This window comes from Archangium sp. (genome assembly GCF_036389735.1).
Taxonomy (GTDB): domain Bacteria; phylum Myxococcota; class Myxococcia; order Myxococcales; family Myxococcaceae; genus Archangium.
Genome location: NZ_DASVWK010000847.1, coordinates 1 through 15712, shown reverse-complemented (window position 1 = coordinate 15712; position 15712 = coordinate 1). Strand labels below are relative to the sequence as shown.

The window sequence follows — 15712 nt, the reverse complement described above, 5'->3', positions numbered from 1 at the left end:
CGCGCGGCGGGCACCTGTCGTGGGTCACCCGCCACATCCTGGGGCTCTTCGCGGGACAGCCGGGAGCGAGAGGTTGGCGGCGGGTGCTGAGCGAGCGGGCCTGTAAGCCCGGGGCGGGGATGGAGGTCCTCCGGGATGCGCTCGCGCAGGTGCCGGAGCGGGTCCTCGACGAGACCGCCGCCGCGGCGTAGTCGTTCAGGACAGGCCGGGCAGCCGCATCCTGAGTGAGGGCAGCACCACCCGGTCGTCCATCATGCGCTGGTCGAACACGAAGTGCTCGGTGGGCTCCACCCGCCACCGGCCTCCATGGCGCTCGTTCAGCGCGCGGACGATCTCGTAGTAGGACCACCGCTCGTTGGCGTCGAGCATGTAGAGCCCCGGCTCCGCCCACGCGAGCGCCAGCAGCGCCCTCACGGTGTCATCGAGGAAGGCGCACGCGGGGAGCCAGCGCGTGCTGGCCTCCACCCTGCCCCGCTCGCGCATCTGCGCCTCCAGCGAGGCCAGCATGTTGTTGCCCGAGGGCTGGTCGTCGATCTGCCACCCCAGCCGCACCACGCGCGCCTCGGGGTTCTGCTGGAAGACGCGCTCCTCCGCGCGCCGCTTCTCGTACCCGTACCCCTCGGGCGCCTCCGGCTCCGAGTCCACCGTGAAGGGCCCGGGCGCATGGTCCGAGAACACCATCGCCGTGCTGGAGAACACGAAGCGCACGCCGAGCTGCCGGGTCAACCACGCCAGCTCGCTGGTCCACTCGTAGTTGATGAGCCACGACTCGTTGGGCCGCCCCGTGGGCCGGGACGCCGTGGCCAGGTGGAACAGGACGTCCGGCGCCACCGAGCGCACGAACCTCTCCATGGCCCCATAGTCATCCACCGGGACGCCCTGGCGATCCCAGGACACCACCTCGACGCCCTGGCGCCGGAGGTACTCGCACAACCGCGAGCCGACGGTGCCGCTGGCACCCGTGACGATGGCCCTCATTCCCGTGTCTCCGCTCGGCCCGGCACCCCGTGCCCTATTGCGTCTTCCGCGCCTTGTGGGTGCGCGGGAGCGCGTGGTGGATGAGCCCCAGGTAGTCCACCGCCTGCGCCGGGGGCGGCGGAGGCGGCGTGCCCAGCGCGGCGAGCCGCTTGCTGAACGCCGAGATGATGTCCGGCACCGGCCGCAGTGCCTGGATGAGGGCGTTGGGCCCCTCCAGCGCCTGCACCAGCGCCCCCGCCGCCTGATGCAGCGGCAGGCCCCGGCGCAGCAGGTCCTGGAACGAGTTGGACAGCGTGATGATGTTGTGCCCCGCCGTCTGCACCATCTCCACGGCGATCTTGATGACCTGCGGGGCCGTCAGGTGCCCGTCGGCCAGCAACACCAGCGCGGCCTGGAAGTAGTTGAAGATGGGCACCACGCGCGGGCCGTAGTCCGAGAAGTGCGCCGGCGGCGTCAGCCGGTCCAGGTGGATGAAGATGCGCCGCACCGGATCCGACACCGGAATCTTCTTCCACGCGGTGAGTACCCGCTCGGTCTCGTCCGGGTACAGGTTGGCCGTCTCGAGAACCTGCTTCAGCACGCGCTCGTCCACGCGCCCGGCCACCATGTCCGCGAAGAGCGAGTAGATGAAGGCATCCGCCTCGGCGTCATCCCCGAAGAGCACCTCCTCGGCCTCGATGGGGGCCTTGGCGCGGCTCTCCAGGAGGGCGGGCAGCTTGTAGCCCACCTGCCCGCGCAGGGCCCGGAAGCGCCCGCGCATCAGGTTGCCCACGTTGTCCTTGAGGACGAACTCGTCCCACACCACCCCGTCCAGCTTGAGCTTCTCCTCCAGCACCGAGCGCAACTGCTTGGGGCTGCCAGAGACGATGCACAACCGCGTGTCCCCATTGGCCGCCAGCTCGCGGATGAGCGCGGACGCACCCGGCACGGCCTGCTTCTCGTGGGCCTTCTGGAAAGCCGTGCGCAGCAGATCCCGGAGCGAGTCGAACTCCGTCTGCAGGTACGTCTTGTCCAGGTCCCAGCGGTAGATGCGCCGCGGAGGTCTGGGGTCGATGCGGTCCGGCAGGCTCACCGCGCCAGACCCTGCTGGATGGCCCTGCCCAGGTCGTGCGACACCGCCTTGGCGGCCACCTTGCCGGCGTTGGCGATGGCCTGCGCCTTCGAGCGGCCATGGGCCTTGATGAAGATGCGATCGAACCCGAGCACCGGTGCTCCCCCGTACTGCTCCCAGTCAGTGACATCCTTGATGCGCTGGATGCCGCCGGACAGCATGGCGAGCCCCGCGCGCCAGCGCAGGCTCTCCTTGTACGCGTACTGGGCCAGCTCCACCACGGTCTCGTGCACGCCCTCGAGCATCTTCAGGCACACGTTGCCGACGAAGCCGTCCGTCACCACCACGTCCGCCGTGCCCTTGGGGATGTCCACGCCCTCCACGTTCCCGATGAACTGGAGCCCGCCCAGGCTCGCCAGCCTCGCGTGGGCCTCCACCACCTGACGCGGCCCCTTGTTGGGCTCGGTGCCGTTGGACAGCAGCGCCACCCGGGGGTTGTCGTTCTTGGAGATGATGCGCGCGTACGCCGCCCCCATCACCGCGAACGTCACCAGGTCCTCGGCGGTGGCCTCCACCGTGGCCCCCCCGTCGAGGATGAGCGAGAACGGATCCTGCTTCTCTCCGCGCCGGGCGCGCGTGGGGTACACGGCCGCCAGCGCCGCGCGCCGCACTCCCGGCAGCAGCTGGAAGTGGCGCGCGCACGACAGCACGCAGGCGCCCGTGTTGCCGGCGGACACCAGCGCGTCCGCCTCGCCCTCGGCGACCAGCCGCGCCGCCACCGACACCGAGGCGTCGGGCTTGCGTGCCAGCGCCTCGCCGGGTTTCTCGTCCATGCCCACGAACTCGGAGGCATGCTGCACCGACACGCGCTCGCCGCTGTGCTTCGTCTCGGCCAGCGCGTCGTCGATGACGGCCCGGTCTCCCACCAGCAAGGCGTGGATGTGGGGTGATTCCAACGAGAGCTGCGCGGCCCCCCTGATTACCTCCGCGGGGCCGTGATCGCTCCCCATCACGTCGAACGCAATGGTGATGAGCTTGGTGGCCATGGTGGCGCTATCCTACAAGGTTGGGAAAAAAGCGAGGGGGCCGGACCCGCTCGGATCCAGCCCCCGGAGGAAGGTCGACACCCGGACGGCCCCCCCTGGAGGGAGGGAGCCGCCTGGGGCACGGGCTCAGTTGCTCTCGCTGGCCTGGATGGTCCGGTTGGCCGAGTCGCGCTGGATGCAGCCCTTGGTGAGCGTATACTGGTAGGTGCCCAGCTCGTCCCGCCAGTACTCGCCCTCGTACGGCCAGTAGAGCTGGTCATCCGCTACGGCGACCGAGTACTTGTACTTCTTGACGATGGAGACGCTGCCGCCCGCCTTGAGCTGCTCCTCGAGGAACTCCTTCTCCTTGGTCACGGTCTCGAACTTGATGCGCAGACCGTTGGCCAGCAGCTGCTTGAGGGACACGAGCTCCGTCTCCAGCTTGCCCTTGGCCATGACGCCCGCCTTCTCGATGAGGCCGGTGCGCTGCTGCTTGAGGCCCTCGAGCAGCTTCTTGGTCAGCTCGGAGTAGCGGAAGGTGTCACCCTTCTCGCCGAAGGCGTCCATCTCGCCCTCCAGCTCGAGGATGGACTCGTTCGTCTTCTTCAGGTCCTGGTCCGTCAGGGCGAGGCGGAGGATGCGCTCGAGGATGACGTCCGTCTCGCCGCGCTCCAGGCCCTCCTTGTTCTTCTTCTGCACCTCGGAGAGCACGCCGTAGTACTCGCTGGCCTCCAGCTGCTTCTTGGTGATCAGCTCGAGCTGATCATGCACGGGCAGGTAGGTACGCTCGAAATCCTGGAGGATGAGGCTGGACTCGCGGTAGCGGCAGTTCTCGTAATAGATGACCGCCTTGAGGATGAGCGCCTCGGGGAAGTACTCCTCGCGGAAGAAGGGCGAGGACAACGTGATCAGGTTGCCGAGCGCCTGCTCGTACTGGCCCACGCGGTAGTTGGCCCAGCTGGACTCGAACATGGACTCGAGCCACTGGGACGTGCCGCGCTCCACCTTGTTGAAATAGAAGAGGGCGTAGCGGTTCTGCTGCATGCCGTAGTGGGTGCGCGCCAGCTGCATGAAGGCCAGCTCGCGCAGCTTCTGGTTCACCGCCGCCTGCTCCGCGTCCAGGCCGGACATGGAACGGGTGACGCGGACGATCTCCTTCATGGCCTCGATGGCGCCCACCGTGTTGAGGTTGGCGCGCTTCTCGGCCGCGCTCCGGGCCTGGTTGCCGAAGCGGAAGAAGGACAGGCCCTCGAGGTACTTGGCGCGGGCGTAGAACACGTCCGTCTTCGGGATGAGCAGCGTGAGCCGCTTCACCTCGTTGAAGCTCTTGTCCGCGTCCTCGGCGCGGCCCACCTGATCCAGCGCCTTGCCACGCACGAAGTGGTAGCGGGCCAGCAGGTAGTGGAACTCGCTGCGGAAGCGCTCGGGGAACTCCTGGTTCGCGTAGCGGGCGATCTCATCCAGGATGACGGTCTCGTTCTTCGTCTTGCGGCTGATGAAGAAGAGCCACTCCAGGCTGGTGCGGAAGAACTTCGTCTCCGGACCGGCGTTGAGGATCTTCGAGAACTCGCCCAGCGACGAGTGGTACAGCCCCATGCGGAAGAGGGACTTGGCCAGCACGTAGCGCGCTTCCAGGTGGAGGCCGGCGAGCTTCGCGTCCTCGAGCATCTCGAAGGAGCTCATCGCCGCCTTCTCGTACTCCTCGTTCTTGAAGAGCGAGATGGCCACGTCCAGGCGCTGGCGATCACCGCTCTTGCCATTCAGGTCCACCGCGTCGAAGGACATGGCGGGCGCGGTCTTGGGCGCGGCGGTGGTGTCGGACGTCAGGTCCAACCCCATGCCCATGCCCTCGGCGGGGGACTCGGGCTGGGCGGCCGGCGCCGCCGTGTCCGTGGAGGGGGTGGCACTGGAAGAAGGGTCGGCGGCCGAGGCATCCGACTCGGAGTCGGACGTGTCCTCGGCGGCCGTCGCGGGCTTCTTGCCGCGAGCCGGCTTGCGGGCGGGCTTCTTCTTCTTCTTGGAAGGCTGGGAGAGATCCAGGCCCTCGAAACTCTGGGCGGGCGCGGGGTTGGCCCACGCCAGCGAGAGCCCGAGGACAGCGACACAGAGGGGCCGGAGCAGACGGGTCATGACTCGGGATGGGCAGTGGGGAAGAAGAAGGAGACACCCAGCTCGAAGAGGAGCTGGTTGCGGAGCATCTGGGCCGGGTTGACGGACTTCTCGACGTAGATGAGGTCGCGGAACTCCGTGCGCACCGTCAGCCAGCGGTTGAGGAAGAAGCGCATGCCCACGCCGACGTTGCCGCCCACGGTCATGAGGGACGACTGGTCGGGCCCGCGGTAGCGGAGCGCGGAGGCACCGGCGATGCCGTACAGGTCGAAGTGGACGAACTGCTCGGCCAGCAGCGACACCTTGCCGTAGATGGGCGCCCACTGGGCATCCACCCCGCCAATCAGGGAGATGTGACCGGGCGCCGACTTCTCGTCCAGGTCCTCGAGGGTGGGCAGGTGGCAGCCACGCGTCGTGGAGCCATCACCCTCGTTGGTGAAGGTGCAGATCTGCGCGGCCCCGGCCACCGTGGGGACGGCGTAGCCGGCGCGCAGGCTCAGCCCCAGCGTCTCCAGGGGGTGGTAGGTGAGCGTTCCACCGAAGATGTACTTGGTGAAGAACGCATCCGTCAGCGAGAGCGTGGCGGAGGGGCTGAACTCGAACCGGCCCTTCTTGAGGAACAGATGGCCGGAGACGGGGCTGACGCGCTCGCGCAGCGGCCCCATCCGGTCCTTGTCCACCTCGGAGACGTCACCGGCCTCCTGCTCGGAGGAGCCGGAGGTGGACGGGGCGGGCCTGGCCGGAGCGGCGGGCGCGGACTCCTGCGCCAGCGCCGACACGGGCGCCAGGCAGAGCGCGAGCAACAGACGGGCGGTCTTCATTCGGCCTCCCGACCCGTCGACTTCAGCGGGAAGAAGACGGAGATACCGGCATTGACGGTCATGATGTTCTGGGTAGCGCCCTTGCTGGTGTTGAGGGGCTGGTCCACATAGGACGTGTTGATGAGCGCCACGTTCACCGCGAGGAAGTCCCGCGCCACGAAGCGAAGGCCCAGGCCGAGATCGGCCGCGAGGCTGGGGCCGCGGTTGTCCACCTTGGACATCTCGGTGTTCACCACGCCCATGCCGCCCAACAGGTAGGCGTCGAAGTGGAGGATGGAGTTGAGGAAGGCCACCTTGCCGTAGAGCGGGCTCCACTCCACGTCGCCCATGGCCGACCACTGGGGCACCGAGTAGAAGATGCGGCTCTGGAAGGTGCGCTTGGCGATGCGCACGTCATCCGAGGGCACCACCTGCATGGCCGACACGCGCGCGGCGATGGCCAGCGTGTCCGCCAGGTACCAGGCCCCGCGCACCGCGGCGCCCACCTTGGAGTAGTAGGGGTCGTTCACCGAGAAGGTGACGAAGGGGGCCAGCTCGAAGCGACCCTTCTTCAGGTACACCTTGCGCTGGACGCTCTTCACGCGGTCATCGAGCGTGACATCGCGCTCGGCCGGGGTGAGCGGCTCGGCCGGGGGCGGCTCCGCCGTGGTGGAGGGCAGCGGCGGCGGCTCCTCCGTGGGCGTCTCCGCGCTGTTCTCTTCTTGCTGGGACTCGTCTGGATTGCTCAGATCGAGTCCCATCCCCTCTTGATTCTGGGCAAGTGCCGACACTGGCGCGAGGCACAGCGCGAGCAGGATGGCCTGGAGGCGTTTCACTTCCGGAAGCTCCGTGGTTGGGGCATCCGCCCACCGATGACATTCAGAATCGGAGGCCGAGGCTGGCGCGCATCCTATCCGCCACGCTCACGGGCCATCAACCGATCAAAGCTCGCCTGCTCCCTCCATAGGCGCGCCGAGCACTCCCGGACACTTCGTCGTCTATCCACTCGGTATTCTTGCAGACAGGGCACCCGAGCCCCTCGCAACCCGAGCATCCTTGCGACCACGGTACCGGTTGGCAGCGGGGAGGGGTGTGTTACCGTGCTCGCCCACATGCGACTCAAGAGGTGCACGTCGATGTCTTCGCGTCTGGCCCTGCTGGTGAGCGCCGCGCTGCTGTGCGGCGGGTGCAAGGTCACTTCCGATATCGGAAAGCCGTGCCTGTTGGTGAAGAGAGGGACTGGCTCCAACTCGGCGCCCGTCACGGAGGCGGACTTGCGGCCGGGCCAGGACTTCATCTCCTTCGGCGCGCTGGACTGCGAGGATCTGGTCTGCGTGAAGGATGCCAACATGCCGACCCAGATCGCCGACAACGAGGCGAAGCAGGTCATCGGCTACTGCAGCAAGGCGTGCGTGGCGGAGACGCAGGACACCTGCGCCGTCACCGACGCGGAGGCTCTGGCCGAGGTGAAGGACCGCATCGCCTGCCGCCCCCTGCTGTTGGATCAGCAGGCGCTGGACGCACTGCGCGCGGCCGACCGCGCCGCCTACCGCGCGACGTTCGGCGACAACACCTCGCCCTACTTCTGCGCCTCCGCCGCGCCCACCACGCCTTGACGTGAAGCGGGCGCGCGAAATGGCCTAGAACTTTTTCGCGCGCCGGACGTCCACAGCGGGGCCCTCGTCGCAAGGAGCCCCCTGTCATGAACAAGACGGTCGCCTTCGTCTCCCTGGCCGCTGGACTCGCCCTCACCGCCCTGGTGCTGGGCCTGCCCCGCGTGGGGGCGCGTCACCACCCCGCCACCCCCGTCGCTCCGACCCCGCCCGCCACCGCGACGAATGGCTCGCTGAGCATGGCGAGCCGGCTGTCCCACCCCTACATCGTCCCGGGCACCGCGGACCTCTTCGTCACGGTGGACCTCACCGGCGTGGAGGTGCCGGGCGCCCGCCGCAAGCCGGTGAACCTCGCGGTGGTCATCGACCGCTCGGGCTCCATGAGCGGCTACAAGCTGCAACAGGCGAAGCAGGCCGCGCGTCACCTCGTGGGGTTGCTGGGCCCGGAGGATCGGCTGGCCATCGTGCACTACGGCTCGGACGTGAAGAGCCTGCCGAGCCTGCCGGCCAACCCCTCCAACCGCGAGCGGATGCTCCAGTTCATCGAGGGCATCTGGGATGAGGGGGGCACCAACATCGGCGCGGGGTTGCACGCGGGCCGCTCGCACGTGGCGGTGGGCCGGGGCAACTACTCGGTCAACCGCATCATCCTGCTGAGCGACGGCCAGCCCACCGAGGGCATCACCGAGGACGCGGGCCTCACCGAGGTGGTGAAGGGCATCCGCGCCGAGGGCATCAGCGTGAGCTCCATTGGCGTGGGCACGGACTTCAACGAGGACTTGATGCAGGGCTTCGCCGAGTACGGGGCGGGCGCGTACGGCTTCCTGGAGGACGCGGGGCAGCTCGCCACCCTCTTCCAGAAGGATCTCCAGCAGGCGGCCACGAGCGTGGCGCGCAACGTGGAGCTGACCTTCGTATTGCCCGAGGGGGTGAGGCTGGGCGAGGTGCTCGGCTACCGCTCGCACCAGGAGGGACGCACGGTGCGGGTGCCGCTGCCGGACTTCTCCGCGGGCCAGGTGGAGCGCGTGGTGGCGCGGCTGACGGTGGTGGGCATGCGGGCGGGCAGCGCGGTGGACGTCACCGGGCTGAAGCTGGCGTACACGGACCTGCTGAAGGACGCGGGGGTGGAGAGCGGAGCGAGCCTCTCCGCGATGGTGACGGAGCAGCGCGAGGAGATGCTGGCGAGGCAGGACAAGGACGCCACGGTGTACGCCACGCGGGCGCTGAGCGCGAAGAACCTGAAGCTGGCGGCCCAGGCCCTGCGTGAGGGGCGCAAGGAGGAGGCGAAGGGGTACGTGGTGCAGAACCAGGCCCTCTTCGAGCAGGCCGCCACGGTGGCCAGCCCGGCCGCAGTGGAGGCGGACATGGCCGAGCAGCGCTCCGTCCTCCAGGACTACGAGCAGGCGGACAGCGACGAGGCCGTGGGCACGGCGGTGAAGCGCTCCAAGGCCCGGGCGATGAAGAGCTTCGGCAAGCTCGGCTCCACCTACTGAGCGCCCTTCCCTCCCCTGCACCCCTGCCCGCCGGCCCACACTTTCCGTGTTGACCGGCGGAATCGTGCCGCCCTATCTCCGCGTTCCCGTTCCTCCTGTTATCACCAGGAGGACGCACCGGAGGCGAGAGCTTGAGCGCGGACACACCGTGGGTGGGCGTCATCATGGGGGGCAAGAGCGACCTGGAGCATCTGCGCCCTGGTATCGACGTGCTGAAGGAGCTGGCCATCCCGCATGAGGTGCGGGTGGTGTCGGCGCATCGCACGCCGGATTGGATGATGCAGTACGCGGAGACGGCCGAGGGGCGTGGGCTGTCCGTCATCATCGCGGCGGCCGGAGGCGCGGCCCACCTGCCCGGCATGGTGGCGAGCAAGACGCTGCTGCCGGTGCTCGGCGTGCCCATCCCCGCCACGGTGCTCAACGGCTTCGACGCGCTGCTGTCCATCGTGCAGATGCCCAAGGGCGTGCCGGTGGGCACCATGGCCATCGGCAAGCCCGGGGCCATCAACGCCGCCCTGTACGCCGCCTCCATCCTGTCACTCAAGTACCCGGAGCTCCGTCCGCGGCTGGCCGCGTGGCGCCAGGCCCGCACCGACGAGGTGCTTCGGGACCGGGAGCTCGCATGAAGACGAAGATGGTCCTGCCGGGTGGAACGATCGGCATCCTCGGTGGTGGGCAGCTGGGCCGGATGATGGCGCTGTCGGCGCGCACGCTCGGCTTCCAGGTGCAGGCCCTGGACCCGGATCCCGCGTGCCCGGCACGCTGGGTGGTGGACCAGTGCTACACGGCCGACTTCGGCGACGCGGACGAGGCCAGCCGGCTCGCACGCGCGAGCGACGTGGTGACGCTGGAGATCGAGAAGATTCCCCTGGCGAGCCTGCGCGCGGTGGCGCAGCACGCGCCGCTGCGGCCGGGCGCCTCGGTGCTGGAGGTGGTGCAGCACCGCGGGCGGCAGCGGGCCTGGCTGACGATCCACGGCTTCCCCCAGGGGCCGTGGAAGCAGGCGGACTCCGAGGAAGCACTGGCCGCGGCGGTGACGGAGCTGGGCGGACGCTGCTTCGTGAAGTCCTGCGAGGGGGGTTATGACGGCCGGGGCCAGTACCAGGTGACGTCGGCGGCCGAGGCCCCCCAGGCCTGGCGCGGGCTGGGCCAGAGTCCAGTGGTGGTGGAGGCCGCGCTGGACCTGGAGTCCGAGCTGTCCATGCTGGTGGCACGCGCGCCCAACGGCGAGGTGGCGGTGTACCCGCCCGCCTACAACCACCACGAGGAGCGCATCCTCGACTGGTCCCTGCTGCCGGGCCACGTGCCGCCGAAGGTGGCGACGCAGGCGGCGGACATCGTCCGCACCATGTCGGCCGCGCTCCAGGTGGAGGGCCTGCTGGTGGTGGAGCTGTTCCTGCTCAAGGACGGACGGCTGCTGGTGAACGAGCTGGCGCCTCGCCCGCACAACAGCTTCCACACCACGGAGGTGGCCTGCCTCACCAGTCAGTTCGAGCAGGCCGTGCGCGCGGTGTGCAACCTGCCCCTGGGCTCGGTGGAGGTGGTGCGGCCGGCGGCCATCGTCAACCTGCTGGGCGACCTGTGGCTGCGCGACGGCGGGCCTCGGTTCGAGCGCGTGCTCGCCATGCCGGGCGTGCGGCTGCACCTCTACGGCAAGCGCGAGGCGCGCAAGGGCCGGAAGATGGGACACCTGTCCGCCGTGGGCACCACGCCCGAGGAAGCCGTGGCCCGCGTCAAGGCCGCCCGCGAAGCCCTGGGAGCCTGAGTCCATGAAGACGAACGCGGCCCGGCTGCTCGATACGCTCGGCATCCGCTACGAGCTGCGCGACTACGACGTGGACCCGGAGGACCTGTCCGCCGAGACGGTGGCCGCCAAGGTGGGGATGCCTCCGGAGCAGGTCTTCAAGACGCTCGTGGCGCGCGGGGACAAGACGGGCGTCCTCATGGCCGTGGTGCCGGGCAATGGCGAGCTGGACTTGAAGGCGCTCGCGCGGCTGAGCGGGGACCGGAAGGTGGAGACGGTACCGCTCAAGGAGCTCCAGCCGCTGACGGGCTACATCCGCGGCGGCGTCACGGCCCTGGGTGGCAAGAAGGAGTACCCCGTCTTCGTGGACGAGACGCTGGAGCTCTTCGACGTCGTCGCCGTGTCCGCGGGCGTGCGGGGGACGCAGATCGTCATCGCCCCCGCGGACTACCTGCGTGTCACCAAGGGCAAGGTGGGGCCCATCTCGCGCGACAAGGCGTGAGGCGCGCGGGCCCCGCCTCTCCTACTTCGTCACCGCGCCCGGCTTCTGCCCGGTCAGGCCCTGGTACACCGTCGTGAGCCACTGCTCCGTCTTGATGAAGGCGCTGCCCCAGTCCTTGTACTTCTCGGGCATGCCCTCGGCCTTCACCTGCTCGAGCGTCTTGCCCGCGGCGATCTTCCCCTTCACCAGCTCCACCGACTCGCGCAGCATCGTCGCGAAGCGCTCGAGGTCCTCACGGCTCGCGAGCTGGCCGTGGCCCGGGATGATCTTCGCCCCCGCGGGCAGCGTCTGGAGCACCCGCTCCACATTGCGCATGTAGCCATCCACCGAGCCGCCGCTCTCCAGGTCGATGAAGGGGAACAGGTCCCGGGTGAACTGGTCGCCCATGTGCAGCACGTTGGAGCCGGTGAAGTACACCATGCTGTCGCCATCCGTGTGCCCGGTGGGCAGGTGCGTCACCTGCACCTCCTCGCCATTGAAGAACAGGGAGAGACCCTGGGTATAGGTGATGGTGGGCAGCGCCTCCTTCGGCGCGGGGGCGATCTTCATCCCCATCAACTCCTGCCCGTTCATCAGCCGGGTGCGCACGTGCGTGTGCGCCACGATGGTGCCCTCGCGACCGAAGTCGGCGTTGCCCCCCGTGTGGTCGAAGTGCCAGTGGGTGTTCAGCACGTACTCGGGCGTCTTGTCCTTGCCCTTGGTCAGCTTGCCGAGCGCCGCGCGAATCTTCGGCACCAGAGGCGCGAACTGGTCGTCCACGATGAGGATGCCATCCGGGCCCACGGAGACACCGATGTTGCCGCCCGCGCCCTCGAGCATGTGCACGTTGCCCGCCACGGGGGTGGACTTCACCTGCACCTTCGACATGTCGCCCATCTGGGCGGACGCGAGGCCGGGCAGCAGCAACAGCGCGGAGAGGAGGACTTTCTTCATTGACGAGAGCTCCGTTGAAGTAAGGGGCACGCACCATAGCGCCCCCCCATGGACGGAGAGGACTACTTCGCCCAACCCTCGCGCTCCAGGAAGGACGAGATGCGCGAGCGCACCTCGTCGCGAATCTGACGCACCCGCTCCACCGGCTTGCCCTTGGGGTCCTCCAGGGGCCAGTCGTCCCGCTTCAAGCCGGGCACGTGGGGGCAGGCCTCGCCGCACCCCATGGTGATGAGCCACCCGGCGCCCTGGGTCAGCTCGTCCGTGAGGCGCTGGGGTCTGGCGCCCGACAGGTCGATGCCCACCTCGGCCATGGCGGCCTGGACCTCGGGGTGGACGCGCTCGCCGGGCCGCGTGCCGGCGGACACGGCGCGGGCCTTCTGGGAATCGGCCAGCGCGTTGAAGAAGGCCGCCGCCATCTGCGAGCGGCCGGCGTTGTGGACACAGGCGAAGATGACCGTCTTCATGGGATGACCTCGAGGCCCTCCAGCCCCTGGAGCTCCACGGTGCCCCCGGAGGCAATGCCCACCGCCTGGCACCAGCCGCCGGGCACCTCCAGCACGTAGCGCCCGGGCACTCCCACCGAGCGCCCGGTGAGCGTGCGCGGCTGGGCGCGCTCGATGATGCCGAGGATACGGCCCTCCGAGTCGATGAAGAGCATGTCCAGCGGGATGAGCGTGTTGCGCATCCAGAAGCTCTGCACCTCTTCCTCGGCGAAGACGAAGAGCATGCCCCGTCCCGCGGGCAGCTCCTTGCGCCACATCAACCCGCGCGTGCGCGACTCGGGCGTGGCGGCCACCTCCACGTCCACCGCGTGCACGCCCCCCTGGGCATCCTTGAGCAGCACCCTCGCCCGCGGCAGCGTGGGGCCCCCGTAGTCCTGCGCGATCACGTCCGTCACCTTCCGACGACCCACCCCTGGCGTCGGCCTGCCCCGGGCCTCGACGGCCTGGCAGGACGCCAGCAGCAGCCACACGGCCCAGAGGGCACTCGGCCCCCGCCGCCTCATCCCGGGTGGAGCTGTTTGTTGAGCAACTTCTCCGCCAGCTGCGTCCCGAGGCTGTCCGACATCAGCCGCTCCACCACGCCCTCGAACTCCGCGCGCTGACCGTCGTCGCTGTAGATGAAGCGGATGCCCATGCCGGGCTCCTCCACATCTCCCTTGGACCAGACCACCTCGCCGAGCAACTCGAAGGGCGCCTCTCGCTGGGGAACGGTCAGCTTGAAGAGGAAGCGCGTCCCGATGGGCAGCGGCTTCTTCGTCTTGATGAAGGTGCCTCCCTTCGAGATGTTCTTCGTGTAGTCCGCGAAGAAAGAGTTGAGCTTCTTGTAGTCCACCTTCAGCTCGATGGGCGCTCGAGTGAATTGGCGGAATTCAGCGCCTGTCTTCTGTTCGGCCATTCTGCGTGGAGTATAGGAGAAGCCCATGCGCCAAGTCCTCTTCCGCGCCAAAGAGCTCCTCCGGCGCCCCCCGGTGCTGGTGCTCGCCGGGGCGCTGGCCGTCGGCGGCTCGGCGCTCGTCCTCCTCCCCCTGTACGGGGTGCCAGGCTTCGAGCTGGGGCTCACCCTGGCCATCGCCGTGGGCCTGCTCGGTGGGGGAATAGGCATCACCGCGGTGCATCAGGAGCGCCGCCTCCGGGCCGCCCAGGCCGCTCGGACTCCCGGTGAACCCCTCCCCCCGGAGGCTCCGTCGCACGCCGTCTGGCGGGCCCTGGCCCCCGCCCTGCTCATCAACGGGGGGGTGCTGGTGCCCCCCTTCCTCGCCGCCACCCTGTACTCCCTCGTGGGCACCCGGTGCGACCCCTTCGCCCTGGTGGGCTTCTACCCCCTGCTCACCGTGCCCTCGGCGGTGCTGGCCGCCGTGGTGGGCGTCTTCTGCGGCTTCGCCACCCGGCGCTTCGGCGGGGCCGTCCTGCTCTACCTGGGCCTCCTCCTCCTCTCCGGCGTGGCCACCGGCTGGCCCATCGTCTTCGGGCCCCAGGTGTACGCCTTCAACCCCTTCCTCGGGCACCTGCCGGGCCCCCTCTATGACGAGGCGCTCGCCGTCTCCGCCGGCCTGCTCTGGTTCCGGCTGGAGACGCTCTTCCTCGCCCTGGCCTTCTTCGCCCTCACCGCCCTCTGCCTGGACGGGGCTCGGGAGCGCCTGGGCCGCCCTCCCCTCCGCCCCGGGCTCCTGGTGCTGCTCGGCCTCGCCCTCGTCCCCCTCGTCCTCATCGAGGCGCACGGCACCGACCTGGGTCTGCGCATGACGGACGCGGCCCTCCAGGAGCGGCTCGGCGGGGTGCGCGACACCGAGCACTTCCAGCTCATCTACCCCCGCGGCAAGCCCCGCGAGGAGGTGGACCGGATGGCGAGGGACATGGAGTTCCGCTACGCCCAGCTCTCGCGCTTCCTCGGCGCGGCCCCCGAGGGCCGCATCCGCGTGTGGCTGTACCGCTCGGACGAGGAGAAGCAGGCGCTGGTGGGGGCCGGCCGCACCCAGTTCGCCAAGCCCTGGCGCCTGGAGCTGCACCTCAATGAGCGCGACTACCCCCACCCCACCCTCAAGCACGAGCTGGCGCACGTGATGGCGGCCCCCGCGGGCAGCGCGCCCTTCCGCGTCACCACCCGGCTGGGCGTGTGGCCCCTCATGGGCGTCATCGAGGGCATGGCGGTGGCCGCGGACAACCCGGTGCAGGGCGAGCTCACCCTGCACGAGTGGGCCGCGGGCATGCGCAAGCAGGGGCTGGCCCCGGACATCCGCAAGCTGGTGGGCCCCGAGGGCTTCTACCAGTCCGCTCCCGCCCGCGCGTACACCCTGGTGGGCTCCTTCCTGCGCCACCTCGCCGACACCTACGGCCCGGAGAAGCTGCGCGCCCTCTACGCCCACGCCGACTTCGAGGCCGCCTACGGCCGCTCCCTGGACGCGCTCGCCACCCAGTGGGAGCAGCACCTGGACGCCCTGCCCCTCGACGAGGCCACGGTGAGCCGCGCCTTCCAGCGCTTCCGCACCGGCAGCCTCTTCTCCCGCTCCTGCGCCCGCGAGGTGGCCCTCCTCCAGGAGGAGGCCCGCGACTTCCTCGCCAGCGACCCGCAGCAGGCCTACGAGCTGTACCAGCGCGCCGCCCGCCTCCAGCCCCAGGAGCCCTCCTACCAACTGGGACAGGCCACCGCGCTGGACCGGCTGGAGCGCCCCGAGGAGGCCTCCCAGGTGCTGGTGGCGCTGGCCGAGCAGGTGAAGGGCCAGGCCTCGCTGGAGGCGGAGGTGGCCCTGCTCCAGGCGGACGTCACCTCACGCCAGGGGCGCAAGGAGCAGGCGCGGGCCTTCCTGGAGCGGGTGCTCGCGCTCGCCCCCAGCCCGGAGGTGACGCGCACCGCCCAGGTGAAGCTCGCCGCGCTCGAGTCCGAGGCCCGCGCCGCCCCCATCCAGGCCTACTTCCGGGAGACGCAGGAGGAGCTGCGCCTGCTGCGGCTCGCCACCGCCCTGG

Annotated in this window: 16 protein-coding genes and 1 pseudogene; 7 read left to right on the top strand and 10 right to left on the bottom strand. The window is 69.5% G+C overall.

Features of this window, described 5'->3' with window-relative positions; genetic code table 11:
• Positions 1 to 191 (top strand): annotated as a pseudogene (locus VF794_RS30380) (tRNA dihydrouridine(20/20a) synthase DusA); the annotation flags it as partial.
• A gap of 4 nt (positions 192 to 195) precedes the next feature.
• Here VF794_RS30380 and VF794_RS30375 read toward each other — a convergent pair.
• From VF794_RS30375 to VF794_RS30350, 6 genes are all read right to left on the bottom strand, one after another.
• Positions 196 to 978 carry a sugar nucleotide-binding protein gene (locus VF794_RS30375; protein ID WP_331116457.1) on the bottom strand — a complete coding sequence of 261 codons (783 nt, stop codon included), beginning with the start codon at positions 976 to 978 and terminating at the stop codon, positions 196 to 198.
• Positions 979 to 1012: 34 nt separating this feature from the next.
• Complete coding sequence (locus tag VF794_RS30370; RefSeq protein ID WP_331116455.1) at positions 1013 to 2050, bottom strand: phosphatase domain-containing protein; 1038 nt, start codon at positions 2048 to 2050, stop codon at positions 1013 to 1015.
• Positions 2047 to 3075, bottom strand: a complete 1029-nt coding sequence (plsX, locus tag VF794_RS30365) for a phosphate acyltransferase PlsX (protein WP_331116453.1) — start codon at positions 3073 to 3075, stop codon at positions 2047 to 2049. Before plsX ends, VF794_RS30370 begins: the two co-directional genes overlap by 4 nt.
• Before the next feature lie 126 nt (positions 3076 to 3201).
• Positions 3202 to 5184: an adventurous gliding motility protein GltC gene (gltC, locus tag VF794_RS30360; protein ID WP_331116451.1), complete on the bottom strand. Its 1983-nt coding sequence runs from the start codon at positions 5182 to 5184 to the stop codon at positions 3202 to 3204.
• Entirely contained in the window at positions 5181 to 5984 is an 804-nt protein-coding gene (locus tag VF794_RS30355; RefSeq protein ID WP_331116449.1) for an outer membrane beta-barrel domain-containing protein, read from the bottom strand. Before VF794_RS30355 ends, gltC begins: the two co-directional genes overlap by 4 nt.
• Complete coding sequence (locus VF794_RS30350) at positions 5981 to 6799, bottom strand: outer membrane beta-barrel domain-containing protein (protein ID WP_331116447.1); 819 nt, start codon at positions 6797 to 6799, stop codon at positions 5981 to 5983. The genes VF794_RS30355 and VF794_RS30350 overlap by 4 nt, the downstream gene beginning before the upstream one ends.
• Before the next feature lie 300 nt (positions 6800 to 7099).
• Here VF794_RS30350 and cglC point away from each other — a divergent pair, with 300 nt between their 5' ends.
• The 5 genes from cglC to ybaK all read left to right on the top strand — a co-directional run bounded on the left by cglC (position 7100) and on the right by ybaK (position 11315).
• Positions 7100 to 7579: an adventurous gliding motility lipoprotein CglC gene (gene cglC, locus VF794_RS30345; RefSeq protein ID WP_331116445.1), complete on the top strand. Its 480-nt coding sequence runs from the start codon at positions 7100 to 7102 to the stop codon at positions 7577 to 7579.
• An 86-nt stretch (positions 7580 to 7665) separates the two neighbouring features.
• On the top strand, positions 7666 to 9069 hold the full coding sequence (locus VF794_RS30340) for a vWA domain-containing protein (protein ID WP_331116443.1): 1404 nt from the start codon (positions 7666 to 7668) through the stop codon (positions 9067 to 9069).
• Between the two features lie 164 nt (positions 9070 to 9233).
• Positions 9234 to 9695, top strand: coding sequence for a 5-(carboxyamino)imidazole ribonucleotide mutase (purE, locus tag VF794_RS30335; protein WP_331116458.1), 462 nt, complete (start codon positions 9234 to 9236; stop codon positions 9693 to 9695).
• Complete coding sequence (gene purK, locus VF794_RS30330; RefSeq protein WP_331116441.1) at positions 9692 to 10834, top strand: 5-(carboxyamino)imidazole ribonucleotide synthase; 1143 nt, start codon at positions 9692 to 9694, stop codon at positions 10832 to 10834. The genes purE and purK overlap by 4 nt, the downstream gene beginning before the upstream one ends.
• 4 nt (positions 10835 to 10838) lie before the next feature.
• On the top strand, positions 10839 to 11315 hold the full coding sequence (gene ybaK / locus VF794_RS30325) for a Cys-tRNA(Pro) deacylase (protein WP_331116439.1): 477 nt from the start codon (positions 10839 to 10841) through the stop codon (positions 11313 to 11315).
• A 21-nt stretch (positions 11316 to 11336) separates the two neighbouring features.
• Here the strand turns inward: ybaK and VF794_RS30320 are convergent, their stop codons facing one another.
• The 4 genes from VF794_RS30320 to VF794_RS30305 all read right to left on the bottom strand — a co-directional run bounded on the left by VF794_RS30320 (position 11337) and on the right by VF794_RS30305 (position 13646).
• Positions 11337 to 12248: an MBL fold metallo-hydrolase gene (locus VF794_RS30320; protein WP_331116438.1), complete on the bottom strand. Its 912-nt coding sequence runs from the start codon at positions 12246 to 12248 to the stop codon at positions 11337 to 11339.
• A gap of 62 nt (positions 12249 to 12310) precedes the next feature.
• Positions 12311 to 12712: an arsenate reductase ArsC gene (locus VF794_RS30315; RefSeq protein ID WP_331116436.1), complete on the bottom strand. Its 402-nt coding sequence runs from the start codon at positions 12710 to 12712 to the stop codon at positions 12311 to 12313.
• A complete protein-coding gene (locus VF794_RS30310) occupies positions 12709 to 13254 on the bottom strand; it encodes a DUF192 domain-containing protein (RefSeq protein ID WP_331116434.1) in 546 nt (181 codons plus the stop codon). Before VF794_RS30310 ends, VF794_RS30315 begins: the two co-directional genes overlap by 4 nt.
• Positions 13251 to 13646 (bottom strand): TIGR02266 family protein, encoded by a 396-nt coding sequence (locus VF794_RS30305; RefSeq protein WP_331116432.1) that lies wholly within the window; start codon positions 13644 to 13646, stop codon positions 13251 to 13253. The genes VF794_RS30310 and VF794_RS30305 overlap by 4 nt, the downstream gene beginning before the upstream one ends.
• A gap of 25 nt (positions 13647 to 13671) precedes the next feature.
• Here VF794_RS30305 and VF794_RS30300 point away from each other — a divergent pair.
• On the top strand, positions 13672 to 15712 hold a 2041-nt coding region (locus tag VF794_RS30300; RefSeq protein ID WP_331116430.1), incomplete at its 3' end, for a hypothetical protein.

Bases quoted from the DNA above. Each gene is read 5' to 3' on its own strand.
- VF794_RS30355 (WP_331116449.1), bottom strand. From the start codon at position 5,984: ATGAAGACCGCCCGTCTGTTGCTCGCGCTCTGCCTGGCGCCCGTGTCG.
- ybaK (WP_331116439.1), top strand. From the start codon at position 10,839: ATGAAGACGAACGCGGCCCGGCTGCTCGATACGCTCGGCATCCGCTAC.
- purK (WP_331116441.1), top strand. From the start codon at position 9,692: ATGAAGACGAAGATGGTCCTGCCGGGTGGAACGATCGGCATCCTCGGT.
- VF794_RS30340 (WP_331116443.1), top strand. From the start codon at position 7,666: ATGAACAAGACGGTCGCCTTCGTCTCCCTGGCCGCTGGACTCGCCCTC.
- VF794_RS30375 (WP_331116457.1), bottom strand. From the start codon at position 978: ATGAGGGCCATCGTCACGGGTGCCAGCGGCACCGTCGGCTCGCGGTTG.
- plsX (WP_331116453.1), bottom strand. From the start codon at position 3,075: ATGGCCACCAAGCTCATCACCATTGCGTTCGACGTGATGGGGAGCGAT.
- VF794_RS30315 (WP_331116436.1), bottom strand. From the start codon at position 12,712: ATGAAGACGGTCATCTTCGCCTGTGTCCACAACGCCGGCCGCTCGCAG.
- VF794_RS30305 (WP_331116432.1), bottom strand. From the start codon at position 13,646: ATGGCCGAACAGAAGACAGGCGCTGAATTCCGCCAATTCACTCGAGCG.
- VF794_RS30310 (WP_331116434.1), bottom strand. From the start codon at position 13,254: ATGAGGCGGCGGGGGCCGAGTGCCCTCTGGGCCGTGTGGCTGCTGCTG.
- VF794_RS30320 (WP_331116438.1), bottom strand. From the start codon at position 12,248: ATGAAGAAAGTCCTCCTCTCCGCGCTGTTGCTGCTGCCCGGCCTCGCG.
- cglC (WP_331116445.1), top strand. From the start codon at position 7,100: ATGTCTTCGCGTCTGGCCCTGCTGGTGAGCGCCGCGCTGCTGTGCGGC.
- purE (WP_331116458.1), top strand. From the start codon at position 9,234: ATGGGGGGCAAGAGCGACCTGGAGCATCTGCGCCCTGGTATCGACGTG.
- gltC (WP_331116451.1), bottom strand. From the start codon at position 5,184: ATGACCCGTCTGCTCCGGCCCCTCTGTGTCGCTGTCCTCGGGCTCTCG.